The sequence below is a fragment of the Asanoa sp. NPDC049573 genome (assembly GCF_040676615.1).
In the GTDB taxonomy this organism is placed as follows: domain Bacteria; phylum Actinomycetota; class Actinomycetes; order Mycobacteriales; family Micromonosporaceae; genus Asanoa.
In genome coordinates, this window is the sequence record NZ_JBFAPI010000030.1 from 1 (window position 1) to 20681 (window position 20681).

The following is a 20681-nucleotide window of genomic DNA, read 5'->3' on the forward strand; positions in this document are numbered from 1 at the left end:
TGTCTGGAGTACTGACTTGTGCTCTTCGGATCACGCGGCCCGGCCTTCGCGCGGCCCGGCCTTCGCGCGGCCCGGCCGTCGCGCGGCCCGGCCGTCGCGCGGCCCGGCCGTCGCGCGGCCCGGCCGTCGCGCGGCCCGGCCGTCGCGCGGCCCGGCCGTCGCGCGGCGCGGCCGTCGCGTGGGCGACACCGCTCGCGTGGCACGGCCTTCGCCCAGGCGACACCGCCACCACGTCGCGCAGCACGGGCGTCGCCCAGGCGACACCGCCACCACGTCGCGCAGCGCGGGCGTCGGGTCAGGGTCTGGGCGGTCGGGCGACGGTGCGGGCGTCGGGCCAGGCGACGCGGAGCTTGCGTGGCCGGCCGTGGAGACGGCCCGGGACGCCGCCGGGTGGCTCGATCTGGGCGGTCTCCACGACCTGGCCGCCGTGGGCGGCGTAGAAGGCCTGGGCGGCGGTGTTCTGCTCCTGGACCCAGAGGTAGAGGCCCGGGAGGGCGCCGCGCTCGGCCGCCGCCTCGGCGGCCCGCCTGATCAGGGCCGAACCGACGCCGCCGCGCTGCCGTCCGGTGAGCACGTGCAGGTTGTCGATCAAGGAGCCCCAGCGCGGATCGTCATCAACGACAAGATGGACGAATCCGACTAGTGTCGATGCCGCGGTGGCCAGCTGTCGGGTATCGGACTGAGTCGCCGCGCCGGTCCGCCACGCCGCATCGTCCGGGGTCGCGGGCTCTCCGGGCGCATCCTCGCCGGCGCGTGTCATCCCATCGATCCCGGCCGTGCTGGTCACCGGCGCCGAGCGGGGCCGCGGCGGCACCAGGGCATCGGTCTCCGCCACGATGGTCACGCGGCGGGAATCGGCCGCCGTCAGGCGGGCGGACCAGATCGCCAAGCGGTCGGCGTCAATGTCGCCGTCGAGGTAGGCGTCGGCGTAGGCGCCCCGGTAGTAGCGGCGCCAACTGTCGGCGTGCAGGGCCGCGACAGCCGGTGCGTCGCTGGTCAGCGCGGCTCGGAAGCGCATCGCACGCGGCCGGGTATGGACGCAAAAAGGCGTCGGACGCGTGGTCCGACGCCACCAGAGAGATGGCCCGATGTGGCGGCCCGGGTGCCGCCGCAGCGGATTGTCAGCGGTGTCCCTCCGGGCGCTGCCGCCAGCGCTCTTCGAGACGGTCGAGCAGGCCCGATCTGCGCGCGCGGGTGCGGCGGCTGGCGGTGCCACCGACGACGTGCAGGTCGGGCTGTTGGCCCTTGCGATGCGACTGCATGGCGAACGCCGCTGCACCCAGCATGATGACGAAACCCGCCACGCCGAGCAGCGGTGTCTTGTTCACCGTGCCGAAGACAACCAGGGCCAGGCCAGCGATGATCACGGCGGCGGCCAAGAACAGACGACGCCGCGCGTGGAAACGCGGGTCGCTGGCGCGCACGGCCGAGGCGAACTTGGGATCCTCGGCAAGCGACCGCTCGATCTGCTCGAACAGCCGCTGCTCGTGCTCCGAGAGCGGCACGGCACTCCTCCCCGGTCGTGCGGTCGGCCCGGGCGGGCCGACAGACCGTGACAGTCAACCGACTGCTTACCCGCAAGTCTACGAGGGGCTTCGCGGGTCGGAAAGCGGGACGACCGACGGCCGGGGTCGAATTTCCATCCGTTCGCCCGCGAGGAGGCTGGCCGGTTGGATGACAGAGCGCCCGAATCGGGCAGCGGCCGCATCAGCGGCCGCTTCCGCCTCGCGCCAACCGCGCTCCGGCGCACCCAACTCCAACTGCCGCGCCGACCCCGACGCCACCGCCAGACCCTCGACCCGGACGCCCACCAGGCGGATCCGGTCACCGGGACGAAGTGCCTGGTAGAGCGCCCAAGCGGTGGCGAAGATCTCGCGCGCGACATCGGTCGCGGTGCCCAGGGTGCGGGAGCGGTTGACGGTGCGGAAGTCGGCCAGCCGGACCTTGATGGACACCGTGCGGCCGGCCTGGTCGGCCCGGCGCAGCCGGGCGCCCACCTTGGTCGACAGGTCGAGCAAGGCCCGCTTGATCACTTCGACATCGGCCACGTCGGTGTCGAAAGTAACCTCGGCGCCGATCGATTTTTCCACGTGTTCGACCGAAACCTGCCGCGGATCGCGGCCCCAGGCCAACTCGTGGAGGTGCGCGGCGGCCGCCTCGCCGAGCGCCGACCGCAGCATCCCGACCGGTGCCTCGGCCACCGCGCCCACCGTCGCCAGCCCCAACCGGCGCAACGTCTCGGCCGCCTTCTCGCCGACGCCCCAGAGCGCGTCGACCGGCAGCGGGTGCAGGAAATCGAGCACCTGGTCGCGCGGCACCACGATCACCCCGTCGGGCTTGGCCCGCGCCGAACCCAACTTGGCGACGAACTTGGTCGACGCGACACCCACCGAGCAGCTGAGCCCCTCTTCCTCGGCCACCCGCCGGCGGATCAGCGCCGCGATCGTCGCCGGCGACCCGAGCAGCCGGGCGGCCCCGGCCACGTCGAGAAAGGCCTCGTCGACCGAGAGCGGCTCGACCAGTGGCGTCACGTCGTTGAAGATCGCCATCACCGCCCGGGACGCCTCGCCGTAGGCGGCGAAGTCGACCGGCAGGAACACCGCCCCGGGGCACAGCGACCGGGCCCGGGCGGTCGGCATCGCGCTGCGCACGCCATAGGCCCGGGCCTCGTAGCTGGCCGAGCTGACCACCCCGCGCGGCCCGATGCCGCCCACCACGACCGGCCGCCCGGCCAGGTCGGGCCGCTTGCGCACCTCGACCGACGCGTAGAACGCGTCCATGTCGACATGCAGGATCGCGCAGCCGGTGTCGTCGGCCCCCGCTCCGAAGCGCGGGTCACCCCCGCGCGGCACCGCCTGACTGCGTCCCACAACCAGAGGCTAATCCGGGGGTACGACGAAAACGCGTTACGACCGCGCCCGGGAGACGAGCAGCGGGATCTCCATCTCCACCGCCGAGTAGGCGCCGTGGTAGGCGATCAGCATCGCCTTGATCGCGTGTTCCGAGGTCGGCGCCACGACCGCGTGGGTGCCGTGGCAGATCACGACGACGTCGCCGATGCGCTCCAGGTTGCGCTCCGGCACCACACCGAACCAGCTCTGTGCGATGACCTCGTCGCGACGGGCCACCCAGGCGGCGTCGCCGAGGATCTCGGTCCAGGTGGCCAGCACGTCGTCGGTCGCGCCCGGGAGCGTGTGCAGGTAGCGGACGCGGGGCTCGCCGGCGATCACGCGTACGCCGGCCTGCAGTCGCGGGTCCGCGTCGAAGTCGAAGCGGTGCTCGGCCGGCACGTCGAGCTGCCCGTGGTCGGCGGTGACCAGCAGCGCGCCGTCGGCCGGCAGGCCGTCGAGCACCCGGTCGAGCAGCGCGTCGACCTCGACGGCGGCCGCGCGCCAGGGCTCCGAGTCGACGCCGAAGACATGGCCGTAGCGATCGAGGTCCGGAAAGTACCCGTAGGACAGCGCCGGCGGCATGCCGGCGGAGCCGAGGCCGGCCAGCACGGCCGCGGCCAGTTCGTCGACGTCCGAAGCCGGCCGGTAGAGCGCCCCCCGGTTGGCGGCCATGGTCAGCCCGCTGTAGGTGAACTCGGGGCGGTTGGCGACGCTGACCGCCAGCCCGGCGGTGGCGGCGCGCTCGAAGAGGGTCGGCACCGGCTGCCAGATCGCCGGGTCCGGGTCGTCGCGCCAGTGGGTGTGTGTCAGCACCCTGTCGGTGCCGGGGATGGCGACCCGGAAGCCGAGCACGCCGTGGGTGCCGGGCGCGATGCCGGTGCCGAACGAGACCAGGCTGGTCGGCGTCGTCGACGGGAAACCCGTCGTGATCATCCGCGGCGCCCGCCCGGCGAGGTCGGCCAGGTTGGACGCGAACGGCGCCGCGGTCGGGATCTGGTGCCAGCCCAGCCCGTCGATCAGCAGCACCGCGATCCGCCGGACGCCGTCGAGCTCGAGGCCGAGGATGTCGGTGAAGCCGGGAACGCCGAGCGTCGCGAGCGCGCTCGGCAGTACGTCCATCAGACTGTCGGCGCCGTACCTCGGCAGAACCTGGTCGAACTCGCTCATGCCGGATCGGCGGGGCGGCGGGCGAGCAGGTGCAGCTGGGCGGCGATGTCGCGATAGGGCGGGCGGGCCGCGGCGGCCAGTTCGAGGTCGAGCAGCGTGCGCGGGTCGGCGTCGGCCGCGGCGGCGGGGACGAGGTCGGCGACCACCCGTACGCCGTGGATGCCCTCGACCGCCAGCCCCGCGGAGCGCAACAGGTCGGCGGCGCCGTCGGCGTCGTAGCGGCGGCGCAGCAGGTCGCGCGGCCCGGTGCGCCCGTCGGGGTCGGCGAGCAGCGCGGCCGCGGCCGCGAGGTGGCCGCCGGTGGCCCGGGCCAGCACGGCGGCGGCCCGCGACGCGACCAGCACCGAGGCGGCGCCACCGGGGCGCAGAGCGGCGGTGATCGCGGCGACGACGCCGGCCGGGTCGTCGACCACCTCGAGCACGGCGTGACAGAGCACCAGGTCGACGGTGCCCGGCGCGACCAGACCGGCCAGCGCGTCGCCGTCGCCCTGCACCGCGCGGACCCGGGGCGCGACCCCGGCCTCGACGGCGCGGCGGTTGAGGGCGGCGAGCGCGTCGGGGCTGGCGTCGACCACGGTGACCCGGTGGCCGGCCTCGGCCAGCGGAACGGCGAAGCCACCGGTGCCGCCGCCCACGTCGAGGACGGTGAGCCCACCATCGGGCGCGCGGTCGAGCTCGCTGCGCAGCACCTGCCAGACGACCGCGGTGCGGGGGCCGCGACGGACCGTTGTTCGCTCCACGGGCCGAGCCTAACGGTCGCGTGCCGGCCGGGCCGGTTCGGTGGAAGCCGGGCGCGGATCACTCCAGTTTCGTTGCGGTCCGCCGTACATTCGCTGGATGGTTGTTCCATCGATTTGAACGCGCTTCCATCGAAAGGAAGACCATCATGACGCTCGCGGAAACGCTCGCCCGCAAGGTGCTCGACGCGATGAACGCCGGCGACGTCGAGGCCGTCGGCCCGCTCGTGGCCGAGGATTTCGTCGACCACGGCGCGCCACCATGGGCACCGCAGGGCCGGGCCGGATACATCCAGATCCTCGGGTACGTGACGCGGGCGCTGCGGATCACCTACGAGGTGGACGACGTCGTGGCCGCCGGCGACAAGGTCGCGATCAGGGCCACCGCGCACGGCGTCAACGCGGTCGACATGCTGGGCTTCGCGCCGACCGGCAAGCCCTACGCGATGCGCACCATGCACCTCTACCGCGAGTCGGGCGGGGTGCTGGTCGAGCACTGGGGGGTCCGCGACGAGATCGGCATGCTCTGGCAGGTCGGCGCGCTGCCGCCGCCGCGGCCGGTCGGGTTCGGCCTGCCGGCCGGCGCACCGCTGGGAGACTGACGGGCGTGACCACCCGGCGGTATCAGAGCCCGGTCCGCGCCGAGCAGTCCCGCGCCACCCGGCAGCGGGTGCTCGACGCGGCCCGCGCGCTGTTCACCCGCCGCGGCTACACCGGCACGACGGTCGAGGCGATCGCGGCCCGCGCGCAGGTGAGCGTGCAGACCGTCTACAACACGGTCGGTGGCAAGGCGGCGGTGCTCAAGGCGGTGTACGACGCGACCATCGCCGGCGACACCGAGCCCATCCCGATGATCGAGCGGCCGACGGCCCGGGCCATGCGCGCCACCGACGACGCCCGCGAATGCCTGGCGCTGTATGCCCGGATGTGCCGCGAGATCTACGAACGGGTCGGGCCGCTGGTGCCGATCCTGCTGACCGAGGGTGCGGCGGGCGACCGGGAGGTCCGCGCGTTCATCGACGCGATCGAGAACGAGCGGGCGATCGGCACGGCGGGCATCGCCCGGTACGTCGCCGAGCGGTTCGGGCTCCGCGCCGGGCTGTCGGTCGAGGACGCCTCCGACGTGCTCTGGACCCTGACCGCGCCGGACGTCGTGCACCGCCTGGTCCGCCGGCGCCGCTGGACCCTCGACCGCTACGAACGCTGGCTCGGCGGGACGATGGCCGACGGCCTGCTCGAGCCGGGACCTCGCGGCGGCCCGGTCTGATCGTCCCGGGACCCCTGCCGGCCCGCGATATCGAAGCCCGCTTCGCGGCCTTCCGGGTGCCGCGTGACCGGAGGCGGCGTTCGGCCGCTCAGCGGAAGTCGCGGGAGGCCGAGGTCACGGGTGGGGTGATGCCGTCGAGGCGGTCGGCGCGGAGGTTGATCACGCCCTCGGCCATTTCCAGGCGGCCGCGCACGACCAGGGCCGCGCTGGTGCGGGCGACCCGGCGGTAGCGCTGCCACAGGCCCGGCGAGCAGGTGACGTTGAGCATGCCGGTCTCGTCTTCGAGGTTGATGAAGGTGACCCCGCCGGCCGTGGCCGGGCGTTGACGGTGGGTGACGATGCCGCCGACCCGGACGCGCTGGCCGTTTTCGCAGCGGCCCAGGCGGGAGATCGGGATCGCGCCGATCATCTCCAGTTGCGGGCGGATGAACTGGGCGGGGTGGCTGTCGGGCGACAGGCCGGTGGCCCAGACGTCGGCGACCAGGCGGTCGACCTGGTCCATGCCGGGCAGCGGCGGCGCCTGGGTCGCGGCGGTCGTGCCGGGGAGGCGGCCCGGGCGTTCCTGCGCGGCGGCGCCGGCCGCCCACAGCGCCTCGCGGCGGCTCAGGCCGAAGCAGGCGAACGCGTCGGCGGTCGCCAGGGCCTCCATGTTGGCGGTGGACAGGCCCACCCGGCGGGCCAGGTCGGACATGTCGCGGTAGGGGCCGGCCGCCGCCCGTTCCTGCTCGATCTTCTCGGCCAGGTCGGTGCCGATCGTGCGGACGCCGGACAGGCCGACCCGGACCGCCGGACCGCCCAGGCCCCACTGGTGTGGCGGCTCGCCGGCGGCGCTGCCCCAGCGGGTTTCCCTCGTGGACTCCAGGACCGCCGCCGCGTTGCTGGCGTTGATGTCGGGGCGGCGCACCTCGACGCCGTGCCGGCGGGCGTCGTCGACCAGGGTCTGCGGCGAGTAGAAGCCCATCGGCTGGGCGTTGAGCAGGGCGGCGAGGAACGCTGCGGGGTGGTAGCGCTTGAGCCAGGAACTGGCGTACACCAGGTAGGCGAAGCTCATCGCGTGGCTTTCCGGGAAGCCGTAGCTCGCGAACGCCGACAGCTTGAGGAAGATGTCGTCGGCCAGGGTGCCGGTGATGCCCCGCTCGGCCATGCCGGCGTAGAGCCGGCCGCGGATCTCGGCCATCCGCTCGGCCGACCGCTTGGAACCCATCGCCCGGCGCAACTGGTCGGCGCCGGACGCGTCGAAGCCGGCGACGTCGATGGCGAGTTGCATCAACTGCTCCTGGAACAGCGGCACGCCGAGCGTCTTGTCGAGCGCCTTCGCCATCAGCGGGTGGTCGTGCTGCCAGGTCTCCTGACCGTTCTTGCGGCGGATGTAGGGGTGCACCGAGCCACCCTGGATCGGCCCCGGCCGGATCAGCGCCACCTCGACCACCAGGTCGTAGAACACCCGGGGCTTCAGCCGCGGCAGCGTCGCCATCTGGGCCCGGCTCTCCACCTGGAACACCCCGACCGAGTCGGCCCGGCAGAGCATGTCGTAGATCTCGGGGTCGTCGAGCGGCATCGTGCTGATATCAAGATCATCTTCGATCATCTCGTACGCGTAGCGCAGCGCCGACAGCATGCCGAGCCCGAGCAGGTCGAACTTGACCAGGTCGATGGCGGCGCAGTCGTCCTTGTCCCACTGGAGCACCGTGCGGCCGGGCATCCGGCCCCACTCGACCGGGCAGACCTCGATGATCGGCCGGTCGCAGATCACCATGCCGCCGGAGTGGATGCCCAGGTGGCGCGGGAAGGTCTGCAACTCGTTGGCGAAGTCGACGACGTGCTCCGGGATGTCGTCGACGTCGACCTTGGCCACCGAACCCCACCGGTCGATCTGCTTGCTCCACGCGTCCTGCTGGCCGGGCGAGAAGCCGAATGCCTTGGCGATGTCGCGTACGGCCGACCGCGGCCGGTAGGAGATCACGTTGGCGACCTGGGCCGTGTGCCGCCGGCCGTATTTTTGGTAGACGTGCTGGATGACCTTCTCGCGCTGGTCGGACTCGATGTCGACGTCGATGTCGGGCGGCCCGTCACGCTCCGGGGCGAGGAAGCGCTCGAAGAGCAGCCCGTGCTGGACGGCGTCGACGTTGGTGATCCACAGCGCGTAGCAGACGGCGGAGTTGGCGGCACTCCCCCGGCCCTGGCAGTAGATCCTGTTGTCGCGGCAGAACTTGACGATGTCGTAGACGACCAGGAAGTAGCCCGGGAAGCCGAGCTGCCCGATCATCGCCAGCTCGTAGTCGAGCTGGCGGTAGGCGTCGGGGTGGGCCTCCCGCGGTCCGTAGCGGATCAGCGCACCTTCCATGGTCAGCTTGCGCAGGTGGTCCATCTCGGACTCGCCCGGGTCGACCGGGTAGTCGGGCAGCTTCGGCGCCACGAGCTGGATGTCGAAGGCCAGGTCCTGCCCGTATTCCGCGGCCCGGGCCACCGAGCCCGGGTAGGCGGCGAACCGCTGCGCCATCTCGGCACCGGTGCGCAGGTGTGCGGTGGCCGCGGCGGGCAGCCACGGGTCGATCTCGTCGAGGCTGCGCCGGGCCCGGACCGCCGCGACCGCGGTCGCCAGCCGCCGCCGGGCCGGCGTTGCGTAGTGCACGTTGTTGGTCGCGACGGTCGGCAGCCCGCGCTGGGCGGCGAGCGCGGCCAGCGCGTCGTTGCGGTCGCCGTCGGTCGGGTCGCCGTGGTCGGTCAGCTCGACCGCCACGTTGTCGGCGCCGAACAGCGTCGCCAGCCGGTCGAGCTCGCGCGCCGCCGCGTCGACCCCCTCGGTGAGCAGCGCGGCCGGCACCGTCCCCTTGCGACACCCGGTGAGCACGAGGACGTGGTCACGGAGCTGCTCGGCGACGTCTTCCAGCGGGCCGTAGGCCGGCCGGCCCTTCTCGCCGCCGTCGAGCTGGGCCTGCCCGATGACCGACGACAGCCGGGCGTAGCCCTCGGTGCCGTGCGCCAGCGCCAGCAGGTGCCGCCCGTGCGGGTCGGGCTCGCCGGAGCGGATCACGGTGTCCTTGCCGCGCACGCCCTCGGAGAGCGACAGCTCGGCACCGAAGATGGTCTTCAGCCCGAGCGCCCGGGCCGCCTCGGAGAAGCGCACCACGCCGTAGAAACCGTCGTGGTCGGTCATGGCCAGCGCGGTCAGCCCGAGCCGCCGCGCCTCCTCGGCCAGCTCCTCGGGGTGGCTGGCCCCGTCGAGGAAGCTGAAGTTGGAGTGGCAGTGCAGTTCGGCGTAGGGGACCGTGTCCTGCTCGGACGGCAGCTCCGCGGGCACCTCGTAGGCGGGACGCTTGCGGCTCCAGGCCGGCGAGTCGCCACCGTCGCCGTCGCCCGCCAGCGGGTCGACCACGTGCAGGTGGCGCCGGCCGGAGAGGGTTCCCTCCAGCTGCGACCACGGGACACCCGGGTTGTTGAAGCCCCTGGTCCTAGTCATAGATGGCCTCCACCGACCACTGACCCGCGGCCAGAGAGAGGAGGAAGGCGCTGCCATCGGCCAGGGCCACCTGGAACCGGGCCCGGCGGCGGGCCTCGGCCGGCGCCCACCAGCGCTCGTCGACCGGCCAGGGCCCGGCCCAGCCGACGATCTCGGCGGCCGGCCCGGTGCCGATCGCGAGGCGGGCCGGCGCGGCGGTGACCAGCAGCCGGGCGGAGACGCCGACGGGCTCGCCACTCGCGTCGCGGACGGTGGCCGGCAGCGGCGCGGGCAGCACCAGCGCGGGTGCCGGCGCCGGCAGCCGCCCGGGCCAGGGTGCGGCCGGCCGGGCCGGGGTCAGCTCGTCGCCCCAGGGCACCAGGCGCACCTGGTCGGCCGGCGAGCGACCGCCACCGAGCACGGCGGTGACCACCGACTCGGGGCCGAGGATGCCCTGGATCCGGTTGAACGCCCGGTGCGCCCGCTCCTTCTCCTCCCCGGTTTCGCCCCACAGCCCCGGTTGGAGGCCGGCATGCGGCAGCACACCCTCGGGCACCAGGCGCAGCCGGATGATCCCGGCGGTCGGCTTGGCCGGTGCCGTGCGGGCGCCCGGGCGGGAGGTGCCGGACAGCCAGCCGTCGAGCTGCCAGCGCACCCGGTCGGCGATCGCGGCGGTGGTCAGCAGCCCGTCGTGCCGCCAGACCCGGTGCAGTTCCTGGCCGTGCGCGGTGACCGCCCCGATGGCGAGCCGGGTGCAGGCCAGCCCGTAGCCGGCCAGCCGCTCGTGCAGCCGCTCGGCGAGCATCCGCGCGGCGAACGCGGCCGTGTCGACCCGTTCCAGCGGATCGTCGCCGTAGTCTTCGCTCACCTCGAGGTCAGGCGGCGGTCGCCGCACCGCGAGCGGCCGCTCGTCGCCGCCCGCGGCCAGCCGGTGCGCCAGCGCGGCGTCGAACCCGAACCGCGCCAGCACGTCACCCCGCGCCAGCCCGGCGAAGGCGCCGAGGGTGGTGATGCCGAGCCGGCGGAGCAGTTCGGTGAGCGCGGGCCGGGCGAGCGCCTCGACGGGCCGGCCCGCCAGGAACGCGACGGTCTCGCCGCTCGGCACGATCAGCCCTTCCCGGGCAGCGAGCGCGGCGGCGAACCCGCCGTCGGCGACCCCGACCTGGCTCTCCACCGCGCTGCTCTGGGCGACGTGCTCGACGATCCGCTCGGCCGCGGCCTCCTCACCCCCGAAGTAGCGGGCCGGCCCCCGCGCGGCGAACCCGCACACACCGGGCCGCACCACCTCGACGCCCGCGACCATCTCCTCGACGGCGGCCACGACAGGCTCGAACGCCCGCGCGTCCCGGCCCGGATCGTGGTCGACGACGACCAGGCCCGGGCACCGGCTCTGCGCCTCCCGTTTACGCAGCCCCCGCCGGACACCGTCGGCCCGCGCCGACTCGGACGCCGCCACGACGCGGTTGGCATGCAACACCGCTACCGCCCCGGTGGCCGGCACCCCGTCGACGATCTCGGCCGCGATGACCGGCCAATCCGGACACCAGAGCACGGCGGTACGCGCGACCGCGCCGTCGTCACCCACGCGCCCGGCACCGGCACCCCGCCCGCGCCCCGGGTCACCGCCCGCACGTCCCGGATCGCCGTTCCTGCCGCCGCTCCCCCGACCGGGATCGCCGGTCGCGCGGCCAGCGGCGCCGGCCCGCCCGGTCATCTGACGCCTCCCGCGACCAGGGTGAGGCGTGGGCGTTGCGGCTCCGGGCCGTCGGCCAGGCCGTCGGTGACGACCGCCCACGGGTCGGCCGGCTCCGGGTGTGCCGCACCCGCGACCAGCCCGTCGTCGGTGCGGCCGGATCGCGGGTCGTCGCCCGCGGAGCGGGCCGGCTTCGGCCGGCCCGCGCCGGCCGGGCCGGGCTGGACGCCTGCCGCCCGGCCCTCGCCGGCCGGGCCGGGCTGGGCGCCTGTCGCCCGGCCCTCGCCGGCCAGGCCGGGCTGGGCGCCTGTCGCCCGGCCCGCGCCGGCCAGGCCGGGCTGGACGCCTGCCGCCCGGCCCGCGCCGGCCGGGCCGGGCTCGGCGCCTGTCGCCCGGGCGGGTGCCGCGGCCTCGGATGCGGCGGCCGCCGGCGGGGTGGGGTCGGGGACCGGATGGAGGGCGGGCAGGGCGATGGGTTCGAGGGGTGCGATCGCGACGGTGCCGGTCAGCGGGCGGAAGCCCGGCATCCAGACGGTGATCTCGCGGGGTTGGGTGGCCGCGCCGCGGCCCTGGGCGACGACGGTGACCTCGCGCCGGCGGAGGCGGCCGCGGCCGTCGGACAGGCCCTCCCAGCGGCCGCGGGTGACCCGCAGGGTGAGGTCGGCGCCGTCCCAGTGGCCGTAAGGGACCAGGACGCTGCCGCGTTGCCGGGCCCGGGCCGCGAGGCGGGCCGTGACCGGGCCGGAGACGGCGCCCGGGCCCGGGACCGCGAGCACCACGACGTCGACGCCGTCGATCAGGGCGGCGACCACCGTCGCCCATTCGGGGCCCGGGTTGGGCACCAGCGCCAGCCGGTCGAGGGCGACGCCGCCGTCGGCGGCCGCGACCGCGCCGAACGCGGGGACGCCCACCACCGCGCACCAGGACCCGGCCCGGGACGCCTCGGCGATCAGGGCGTAGACCAGCGAGGTGCCGCCACTCGGCGACCGCGGCCCGGTGCCCACCGCCACGGTGCTGCCCCGGCGCAGGCCCCGGCCGGGCAACAGCCCACGCAGTTCGGCCGGCACCGGCAGGGTGCGGTGCCCGTCGTCGGGGGCGGCGCTGGCCGGGCGGACCAGACCTGACAGCGCCGCTGATCCCAGCGTCATCTGACCGGCCATGCGCTCACCCCCGTCGTGCCTTCGTGCTGGTTGTGCTGGTTGTGCGGTGAAACGGTGGTCAGGCGGCCAGGCCGTCGAGCGACGGCTGGTGTGCGATGCCGAGCGCGACCTCGACCACGGCCACGAACTGCTCGGCGGCGCGGAGCAGGTCGTCGGCCTCGCGGGCGGTCACCACCCGGGGGATGCCGGCCTCGGCGGCGGCGCGCTTGGTCGCTCCCGCGGCGAAATAGGCGGCCCACTCGTCGAACTCGGGCGCGACCATCACCAGCAGCTCCCAGACGCTGGTGATGCGGTTGCGCCGGGTCGGCGACGGACGGGCCCGAGCGCCGAGCATCGCCGCGGCGGCGCGCAGGGCGGCCAGGTGGGCGGCGGCGTAACGCAGGCCGTCGGGGCGGGTCTGTGCCGCCTCCGCGAGGCCGTGCCGGGCGATCGCGAGCAGCTGGGCCGGCGTGCGATGCGGCAGCACGTGTGCCGGCACGGTCGGCGCCTGGGCCGGGCTGGTCGTCATGGAACCTGTCTCCTCCGCGTTGTCCGCGTTGCAAAGCCTGCGCACGGGCCCGGAAGGGCCCGCGGGACGTTGCCCGCCGCGGAGGAAGACGCAGCGGTGGTGCTAGTTGCCGGCCGGGCGTGACGCTTCCCCACACCACACCCGGCCGGCAGGGCCGGCTGGTCCGTCGTCCGCCGCCCGGGGGTCGAGGGCGGCGGACGACGGTCCTGCCTGATGTGCGGCCCGCGAAGCCGCACCTCCCGGGAGCCACGCCGCGAATCGTGGGTCTCCCGGATCGCCAGAACGAGTGTGCGAGCCAATCGAACACGCGTTCTAACTACAAGAAGAGTACACCTTGGGTCCGACAAAAAAGCAACGCGACGCGAGCTGACATCCGCTGATGTTTTCCAGACCCCCGAAAACGGCCCCGACCAGCGGGAACAGCGTGTCAGCACCCCACGCCGAAACCGGGGCGCGCCCACCGCGCCCGGCATGAGAACGTGTCCAGATGCAACCGCACGCCAACGTCCGCGCCGTCCAGGACGCGCTCGACGCCGCCGGCGCCCGCACCGCCGCCGGCCGGCCCAGCCAGGTCCGCATCCTCGACGAGGCCGCGCCCACCGCCGCCGCGGCCGCCGCCCAACTGGGCGTCGAGGTCGGCCAGATCGCCAACTCGCTCGTCTTCGACGCCGACGGCGCGCCGCTGCTGGTGCTGACCAGCGGCGCGCACCGGGTCGACACCGCCCGGGTCGCCAAGGAGCACGGCATCGAGAAGGTCAAGCGGGCCTCCCCCGACTTCGTCCGGGCACACACCGGCCAGGTGATCGGTGGCGTCGCTCCGGTGCACCCCGGCCTGCCGGCCATGCGCACCCTGGTCGACACCGCGCTGTTCGCCTTCGACGAGGTCTGGGCCGCGGGCGGCATCCCCCACGCGGTCTTCCCGATCACCCCGGCCGAGCTCGAACGCCTCACCGGCGGCACCGTCACCGACGTCGCCTGAGCCGGCGGGTGGAGACCCGACCAGCGGGTGGAGACTGGGACCCGATGGACACGGTCGTCACCCTGCACGTCTGGCGGATGCCCCGGCGGGCCCTCCCGGAGGTGCTCGCCCGGATGGCGACCGACCGGGCCCGGCTGCGGCGGCACCCCGGCGTCCGGTTCGCCAAGCTCCTCGGCACGGGCACCGGCACCGGCTTCGGCCCGGGCGACGTCGACGCCACCCGCTGGGCCGCGCTGCTGGTGCACGACGCGGCAGCCGCGCCGCCACCGGCCATCGACGGCTGGACCAGGCGGAGCATCGGCCACGCCCGGATCGACCTCGCCCCGATCGCCAGCCGCGGCACCTGGAGCGGCCGCGAGCCGTTCGCGGGCACCGCCCGTACCACCGGAATGGTCCTGGCTCTGACCCGGGCCCGGCTCAAAGCGGCCAGGGCCGCGACGTTCTGGCGGGCCGTCCCCCCGGTGGCCGCCGCGCTGCACGAGGCGCCCGGCCTGCTCGCCCGGTTCGGCGTCGGCGAGGCGCCGATCGGCTGGCAGGGCACGGTCACCGTGTGGCGAAACGCGGCAGATCTGGTGGCCTTCGCGTACCGTCGGCCCGAGCATCGCGCCGCCATCGCCCGAACGACCCAGGTCGGCTGGTATTCCGAGGAGCTTTTCGCCCGGTTCGCGGTGTGCGGCATCATGGGTGACCGCGAGGTGCTCGGCTGGGCAGAGAGATGACAAGGAGCGATCCGGCATGAGGCTGGTGCCGTGGAAGCCGGACGACCTGGCACGTCGGCTCGACGACGTGGTGGCCGTCTACGGCGAGGCGATGGGCTACCGGCCGGAGCTCATGGAGGCCAGGCGCGGCATCATCGCCACGCACGTGCGCCGGTCGGGTTTCCGGGCCGTCGCCACGCTGACCACCGAGGGCGCGCTCGCCGGCTTCGGCTACGGCTACGTCTCCGGTGCCGGCCAGTGGTGGCACGACCAGGTCCGCGCCGCGCTCAGCGAGGAGCACCGCAAGCGCTGGCTGACCGACTGCTTCGAGGTCGTCGAGTTGCACGTGCGCCCGGCCGCGCAGGGCCACGGGGTCGGGGCCCGCCAGTTGCGCGCCCTGCTCGGGATGGCGCCCGGCGCGACCACCCTGCTGTCCACGCCCGAGGCCGACGAGCGCAGATCGCGCGCCTGGCGCCTCTACCGCAGCTTCGGCTTCGTCGACGTGCTGCGCCAGTTCCGCTTCCCGGGCGACGAGCGGGCCTTCGCGGTGCTCGGCCGCGACCTGCCGCTGGTCGCGCCGTCCGGGGAATGACCCGCGGACTGCCCTGGCTCGGTCTGGGCCTGCTGATCCTCACCCAGATCTGCTACCCGCTGACCGGCGGCGACACCCGGGCGGCCGTCACCGTCATCACGGTCGCGCTCGGTTACCTGCTGTCGGTCTCACACGCGGCCATCACCCGCGGCCCCCGGGTCGCCACCGCGTTGGTGCTGGTCACCACCGGCGGCGGCCTGCTCGTGGAAGCCATCGGCGTCGCGACCGGCGTGCCGTTCGGTGACTACGCGTACTCGGACGCCCTCGGCCCGAAGATCGCCGGCGTGCCCGTCGTGATCCCGCTCGCCTGGACCTGGATGGCGTGGCCGGCCTGGCTCGCCGCGGTCCGGTTGGTCCGATATCCGATACCGCGGATCCTCGTCGCCGGCGTCGGCCTCGCCGCGTGGGACCTCTTCCTCGACCCGCAGATGGTCGCACAGGGCTACTGGACCTGGGCACACCCGTCGCCCGGCCTGCCCGGTGTGCCCGACGTGCCGCTGGGCAACTACGCCGGCTGGCTCGTCGTGGCGGTGCTGATGATGGCCCTCTTCCACGCGCTCGACGGCCCGACCTCCCCCGCTGACGACGCGCCGATGTACGCCCTCTACCTCTGGACCTACTTCTCCAGCATCCTGGCCCACGCCGCGTTCCTGGGGCTGCCGGCGTCGGCGGGCTGGGGCGCGCTGGCCATGGGCCTGGTGGCGATTCCCTTGGCTTATCGGGTACGGGCATGAGCGCGCTGGCCTGGCTCCCAGCGGTGCTGGCCGGCGTCCTGACGCTCCACGCGCTCGCCAACGCCCGGCTGCTCCGCCGTCCCGTCGCGGCGTCGTTCCCCGAGCGGGTCGCCGTGCTGCTCCCGGTGCGCGACGAGGTCGACCGGGTCGGGCCGTGCCTGCGCTCGCTGCTCGCCCAGCGCGGCGTACCCGGACTGTCCATCCTGGTCCTCGACGACGGGTCCACGGACGGCACGGCCGACCTGGTGCGGTCGCTGGCCGGCGACGACCCGCGGGTACGGCTGCTGACCGGCGCTCCCCTTCCGCCCGGCTGGCTCGGCAAGCCGCACGCCTGCCGGCAACTCGCCGAAGCGACCGACGCCGAGGTGCTGGTGTTCGTCGACGCCGACGTTGTGCTGGCCCCGGACGCGGTCGCCGGTGCCGCCGCGCTGCTCCGGTCGGCACAGGTCGGGTTGCTCAGCGCGTACCCCCGGATCGTCGCCGGTTCGTGGGGTGAGCGGCTGGTCCAGCCGCTGCTGCAGTGGTCGTGGCTGACGTTCCTGCCGCTGCGGGCGATGGAGCGCTCGGCCCGGCCGTCGCTGGCCGCGGCCGGCGGCCAGTTCCTGGTGGCGGACCGGTCCGCCTATCGCGCGGCCGGCGGGCACGCGGCGGTGCGCGGTTCGGTGCTGGAAGACGTCGCGCTGGCGCGGGCGGTGAAGCGGGCCGGCGGTCGGATCGCGCTGGCCGACGGATCGAGGATCGCGTCGTGCCGGATGTACGAGTCGTGGGACTCGCTGGTCGACGGGTACGCGAAGTCGCTGTGGGCGTCGTTCGGTTCGCGGATCGGTGCGGCGGCGGTGGTCGGGACGCTGATCCTGGTGTACGTCGTACCCGTGCCGCTGTTCCTCGCCGGCCTGGTCGCCGGGTCGTCCGGCGTGCTGCTGGCTGGCCTGGTCGGCTATCTGCTCGGCGTGCTCGGCCGGCTGGTCAGCGCGGCGGCCACGGGCGGTCGGCGGTGGCCGGACCCGCTGGCCCAGCCGGTGTCGGTGCTGCTGTTCGGCTGGTTGGTCGCCCGCTCCTACCGGCTGCGCCGGTCCGGCGTGCTGCGCTGGCGCGACCGGCCGGTGGTGCCGTGGTGACGGGAGGGGTGCGGCGTGGCTGAGGTCGTGGTGGTCGGCGCCGGCGTGGGCGGGCTGGCGTGTGCGGCGCGGCTGGCGGCGGGCGGACACCGGGTCACGGTGTACGAGCGGTCCACTGTGGTCGGTGGCAAGCTCGGCCGGCTCGTGGTGGAGCGGCCGGAGGGCACCTACCGGTTCGACACCGGGCCGAGCCTGCTGACCTTGCCGCAGGTCTTCGACGAACTGTTCGCCGACCTCGGCGGCGACGCGCCCGCGCTGGTGCCGCTCGATCCCGTGGTGCGGCACGTGTTCCCCGACGGTGCGGTGCTGGATTCGTCGGCCGATCCCGCGGTGTTCCTGTCGCGGATCTCCGCTGCCCTCGGTGCCGGTGCGGCGGCCGACTGGGAGCGCCTGTGGCGGCGGGCCGGCCGCGTCTGGACGGCGTCGTGGCGCGACATCCTGCGCAAGCCGCTCGACTCGCCGGCGGCACTGGCCGGGCTGGCGTGGCGGCTGGGCGACCTGGCGGCGGTGGCGCCCGGCACGTCGTTGCGCGGCCTCGGCCGGCGGTACCTGCGCGACCTGCGGCTGCGGATGCTGCTGGACCGCTACGCGACCTACACCGGCGCCGACCCCCGACGGGCGCCGGCGGCGCTGGTGGCGGTGCCGTACGCGGAACTGTCGTTCGGGGGTTGGTACCTGCCCGGCGGGCTGGCGACGCTGGCCGACGCGCTGCTGTCGCGGTGTGTCGCCCTGGGTGTCTCGGTGCGGACCGGTGCGGAGGTGACCGCGATCTCGGCTCCGGGCGGGCGGGTCGACGGCGTGCGGGTGGGTTCGTCGTTCGTGCCCGCCGACGTGGTCGTGTCCAATGTGGATGCATTGACGCTCTACCGCGACCTGCTCCCGGCGCCGCGCCGGTTGGGGCGGCTGGCCGACCGTAGCCTGGCGGGCTTCGTGGTGCTGCTGGGCCTGCGCGGCCGGACCCCGGGGCTGGCTCACCACACCGTGTTCTTCCCGCCCGACTACGACGCCGAGTTCGACGCGGTCTTCGGTGCCCCGGCGCGACCGGCCGCGGACCCGACCGTGTTCGTCACGGCGGCCGACGACCCGCTGGTGCGGCCGGCGGGTCATGAGGCGTGGTTCGTGCTGGTCAACGCGCCGCGGCACGGGGTTGGTCGGGGTGCGGTGGACTGGGATCGGCCCGGCCTGGCCGACGCCTACGCCGATCGGGTGCTGTCCGTGCTGGCCGCGCGGGGCCTCGACGTGCGCGACCGCGTGCTGTTCCGGGAGGTGCTGACCCCGGCGTCGCTGGAACGCGGCGTGGGCGCGCCGGGCGGGGCGATCTACGGGACCGCCGGCGGCCTGTTGCGGCCGGCCAACCGCGGCCCGGCGCGGGGGCTGTTCCTGGTCGGCGGGTCGACCCATCCGGGCGGCGGGCTGCCGATGGTCGCCCTGTCCGCGCGGATCGTGGCGTCCTCGGTGGGGCCGGCTCGCTAGGGTCGTCGGATGCGTATGCCGCCGTTGCCCGAGCCGTCGCCACCGGTTACCGCGCAGTGGCTGCGGGAGCGCCAGGTGGGTGGCGAACTGCCCCGGCTGCCCGGCCCGATCGAGATCGTCGCTTACGACCCGTCCTGGCCGACGCTGTACGAGAAGCACGCGGCCGCCATCCGTGCGGCCCTGGGCCCGGCGGCGCTGGCCATCGAGCACGTCGGGTCGACGGCCGTGCCGGGCCTGGCCGCGAAGCCCCGTCTCGACATCGACGTGATCGTCGCCGACCCGCGCGACGAGCCCGCCTACCTGCCGGCGCTCGAGTCGGCCGGCTACGTGCTGCGCGTGCGCGAGCCGGACTGGTATGACCACCGGTTGCTACACGGCTTCGACCCGCTGACGAACGTGCACGTCTTCGCACCCGACTGCGACGAACACCTCCGCCATGTGATCTTCCGGGACTGGCTCCGCGCGCACGCTGACGACCGTGCCCGCTACGCGGCGGAGAAACGCCGCATCGCCGCCTCGAACCTGACCTACATGGCCGAGTACGCCGCCCAGAAATCCACCGTCATCACCGACATCCTCCACCGCGCCGGCCTGCGCTGACCGGCGGTTCAGGCGCGCAAGGTTCGCACAAGGTCGGTGGCCTGGCCGCTCCGGCCCGGCTGGTCGCGGACCCCGTCACAGCAGATGTGGTACGAGCGCCCGGCGGTCGGGCGGGTAGTCGGGGAAGCGCTCGCGGTACCAGGCGTGGTGGTCGACCGCCCTCGGCGCCAGGTTGGCGGTGGTGTAGACCGCGAACGCCAGCCCCGCCACCGACCAGGTCGCCAACGCCCACCCGAACCACTGCACGATCTCGCCGGCGTAGTTCGGGCTGCTGACCCAACGGAACGCGCCTCCGTACGGAACGCGGTAGCCGCTCTCACCCTGCGGGCGCAGCCGGCGCAGGGTGCGGTCCGAGCGCACGTGCACGACCAGCCCGGCGAAGAAGAGCACCGCACCGGCGAGGAAGCGTGGATCGGTGAGCCAACTGTCGGCGTAACCGCCGAGGTCGGCCACCCACCAGGCGTTGACGGTCGCGTTGAGCACGTTGAACGCCACCGCGAGGGCGACGACCAGCAACGGCATCCGACTGCCCGGCCGCATCAACACCGGGTAGACGAAGGCCCGGTATACGTAGTGGCACAGCCACAGCGCCAGCAGCACGAGGGCGACCAGGTCCGTGCGGTGGTCGCCGGCGACGAACACGGCGGTGAAGACCACGACCGCGGGCGACTCCATCACGATCCACCCGACCCGGCCGGACACCGTCGGGCCCCAACCGCCGCGCTGGTAGCGGCCGTAGGGCGCCTTTATCCACAACAGGGCGACGGCGGTCACCACGGCCAGCCCGAACTCCAGCGCGACCAGCACGCCGTACCACCCGATGCCGCTCATGGCCCCGCAGTTTACGAATCGCACGAGCCGCCGTCCGCCCTGCTCGCGCGCCGGGGTCTGACGTGGACCCTGCGCGGGGCCGCGAGTTCGGTTCTCGCAATCCGCGGTCAGCGCAGCAGGCGGCGGACCGCGCGGAAGAGTTGGGTCAGGCCGACGGCCGCCAGGAGGACCCAGATGGCCAGGAAGACGGTCAGCGTGCCGGGGGTCAGGTCTTTGTCGAGGGCGCCGGCCGCGGCGGCGACGAGGAAGGCCACGACCGTGACGCTGACACGGCTCGGGCGTTCGCCGACGGTGACCGTGCCGATCTCGGTCATGCCGGCCGCGGTGGCCCGGGCGCGGATGTATTCGTGCAGCCAGGACAGGGCACCGGCGGTGAAGACCAGGGATGCCGGTGCGCCGGCCACCCAGAAGGCGACCAGCCAGCAGATCTCGCCCAGGCGGTCGGCGACCGAGTCGTAGACGTAGCCCAGGCGGGTGGTGCGGTCGGTCGCGACCGCGACCGCGCCGTCGACGCTGTCGGCCACCGCCGCCGCCAGGACCAGGATCGCGGCCGCGAACAGGCCCGACGGGGCGCGGGTGGCGGCGACCGGGACCAGCGCGCAGAGCAGCAGGCCGGCCACCGTGACCGGGGTCGGGGCGATGCCGAGACGGCCCAGGCGCGAACCGATCTCATAGGACAGTCGGACCCAACCGCGGACGACCGCGCCCGCCTGGCGCGGGTCGAAGCCGCCGTGCAGCGTCGCCCATCGGGACGCGTATTCGTTCCAACCCAACCGTGTGCCCACGTCAGCTCA

At 74.4% G+C, this 20681-nt stretch carries 19 protein-coding genes and 1 pseudogene; 9 read left to right on the top strand and 11 right to left on the bottom strand.

Features of this window, described 5'->3' with window-relative positions; genetic code table 11:
- Positions 1-295 precede the first annotated feature (295 nt).
- The 5 genes from AB0J74_RS36240 to AB0J74_RS36260 all read right to left on the bottom strand — a co-directional run bounded on the left by AB0J74_RS36240 (position 296) and on the right by AB0J74_RS36260 (position 4798).
- Complete coding sequence (locus AB0J74_RS36240; protein WP_363456929.1) at positions 296-1018, bottom strand: GNAT family N-acetyltransferase; 723 nt, start codon at positions 1016-1018, stop codon at positions 296-298.
- Positions 1019-1121: 103 nt separating this feature from the next.
- Entirely contained in the window at positions 1122-1505 is a 384-nt protein-coding gene (locus tag AB0J74_RS36245; RefSeq protein ID WP_363456932.1) for a DUF3040 domain-containing protein, read from the bottom strand.
- Positions 1506-1583: 78 nt separating this feature from the next.
- Positions 1584-2870 (bottom strand): DNA polymerase IV, encoded by a 1287-nt coding sequence (locus AB0J74_RS36250; RefSeq protein ID WP_363456935.1) that lies wholly within the window; start codon positions 2868-2870, stop codon positions 1584-1586.
- 36 nt (positions 2871-2906) lie between these two features.
- Positions 2907-4058 (bottom strand): nucleotide pyrophosphatase/phosphodiesterase family protein, encoded by a 1152-nt coding sequence (locus AB0J74_RS36255; protein WP_363456938.1) that lies wholly within the window; start codon positions 4056-4058, stop codon positions 2907-2909.
- Positions 4055-4798, bottom strand: a complete 744-nt coding sequence (locus AB0J74_RS36260; protein WP_363456941.1) for a methyltransferase domain-containing protein — start codon at positions 4796-4798, stop codon at positions 4055-4057. The genes AB0J74_RS36255 and AB0J74_RS36260 overlap by 4 nt, the downstream gene beginning before the upstream one ends.
- Before the next feature lie 146 nt (positions 4799-4944).
- On the opposite strand from AB0J74_RS36260, the gene AB0J74_RS36265 reads away from it, so the two are divergent.
- Together AB0J74_RS36265 and AB0J74_RS36270 are read left to right on the top strand one after the other, a co-directional pair.
- Positions 4945-5397, top strand: coding sequence for an ester cyclase (locus AB0J74_RS36265; protein WP_363456943.1), 453 nt, complete (start codon positions 4945-4947; stop codon positions 5395-5397).
- A gap of 5 nt (positions 5398-5402) precedes the next feature.
- Positions 5403-6062 carry a helix-turn-helix domain-containing protein gene (locus AB0J74_RS36270; protein ID WP_363456946.1) on the top strand — a complete coding sequence of 220 codons (660 nt, stop codon included), beginning with the start codon at positions 5403-5405 and terminating at the stop codon, positions 6060-6062.
- Positions 6063-6150: 88 nt separating this feature from the next.
- Here the strand turns inward: AB0J74_RS36270 and AB0J74_RS36275 are convergent, their stop codons facing one another.
- From AB0J74_RS36275 to AB0J74_RS36290, 4 genes and pseudogenes are all read right to left on the bottom strand, one after another.
- Positions 6151-9522 (bottom strand): error-prone DNA polymerase, encoded by a 3372-nt coding sequence (locus AB0J74_RS36275; RefSeq protein ID WP_363456950.1) that lies wholly within the window; start codon positions 9520-9522, stop codon positions 6151-6153.
- Positions 9515-11086 (bottom strand): DNA polymerase Y family protein, encoded by a 1572-nt coding sequence (locus tag AB0J74_RS36280; protein ID WP_363456953.1) that lies wholly within the window; start codon positions 11084-11086, stop codon positions 9515-9517. Before AB0J74_RS36280 ends, AB0J74_RS36275 begins: the two co-directional genes overlap by 8 nt.
- Before the next feature lie 626 nt (positions 11087-11712).
- Positions 11713-12354 (bottom strand): annotated as a pseudogene (locus AB0J74_RS36285) (hypothetical protein); the annotation flags it as partial.
- A gap of 58 nt (positions 12355-12412) precedes the next feature.
- On the bottom strand, positions 12413-12862 hold the full coding sequence (locus AB0J74_RS36290; protein ID WP_363456956.1) for an SAV_6107 family HEPN domain-containing protein: 450 nt from the start codon (positions 12860-12862) through the stop codon (positions 12413-12415).
- Positions 12863-13349: 487 nt separating this feature from the next.
- On the opposite strand from AB0J74_RS36290, the gene AB0J74_RS36295 reads away from it, so the two are divergent.
- Genes AB0J74_RS36295 through AB0J74_RS36325 form a run of 7 tightly spaced genes read left to right on the top strand, consistent with a single transcriptional unit; the run spans position 13350 to position 19056 of the window.
- On the top strand, positions 13350-13841 hold the full coding sequence (locus AB0J74_RS36295; RefSeq protein WP_363456958.1) for a YbaK/EbsC family protein: 492 nt from the start codon (positions 13350-13352) through the stop codon (positions 13839-13841).
- Positions 13842-13885: 44 nt separating this feature from the next.
- Positions 13886-14560 (top strand): monooxygenase, encoded by a 675-nt coding sequence (locus AB0J74_RS36300; RefSeq protein WP_363456961.1) that lies wholly within the window; start codon positions 13886-13888, stop codon positions 14558-14560.
- Between the two features lie 16 nt (positions 14561-14576).
- Entirely contained in the window at positions 14577-15131 is a 555-nt protein-coding gene (locus AB0J74_RS36305) for a GNAT family N-acetyltransferase (protein ID WP_363456964.1), read from the top strand.
- Positions 15128-15865: a carotenoid biosynthesis protein gene (locus AB0J74_RS36310; RefSeq protein ID WP_363456966.1), complete on the top strand. Its 738-nt coding sequence runs from the start codon at positions 15128-15130 to the stop codon at positions 15863-15865. Before AB0J74_RS36305 ends, AB0J74_RS36310 begins: the two co-directional genes overlap by 4 nt.
- Complete coding sequence (locus AB0J74_RS36315; RefSeq protein WP_363456969.1) at positions 15862-16983, top strand: glycosyltransferase family A protein; 1122 nt, start codon at positions 15862-15864, stop codon at positions 16981-16983. The genes AB0J74_RS36310 and AB0J74_RS36315 overlap by 4 nt, the downstream gene beginning before the upstream one ends.
- 15 nt (positions 16984-16998) lie before the next feature.
- A complete protein-coding gene (gene crtI / locus AB0J74_RS36320; protein ID WP_363456972.1) occupies positions 16999-18456 on the top strand; it encodes a phytoene desaturase family protein in 1458 nt (485 codons plus the stop codon).
- Positions 18457-18465: 9 nt separating this feature from the next.
- Complete coding sequence (locus AB0J74_RS36325) at positions 18466-19056, top strand: GrpB family protein (protein WP_363456975.1); 591 nt, start codon at positions 18466-18468, stop codon at positions 19054-19056.
- 75 nt (positions 19057-19131) lie between these two features.
- On the opposite strand, the gene AB0J74_RS36330 is transcribed toward AB0J74_RS36325, so the two are convergent.
- A complete protein-coding gene (locus AB0J74_RS36330) occupies positions 19132-19887 on the bottom strand; it encodes a methyltransferase (RefSeq protein ID WP_363456979.1) in 756 nt (251 codons plus the stop codon).
- Between the two features lie 107 nt (positions 19888-19994).
- Positions 19995-20672 carry a CDP-alcohol phosphatidyltransferase family protein gene (locus tag AB0J74_RS36335; RefSeq protein WP_363456982.1) on the bottom strand — a complete coding sequence of 226 codons (678 nt, stop codon included), beginning with the start codon at positions 20670-20672 and terminating at the stop codon, positions 19995-19997.
- Between the last annotated feature and the right edge of the window lie 9 nt (positions 20673-20681).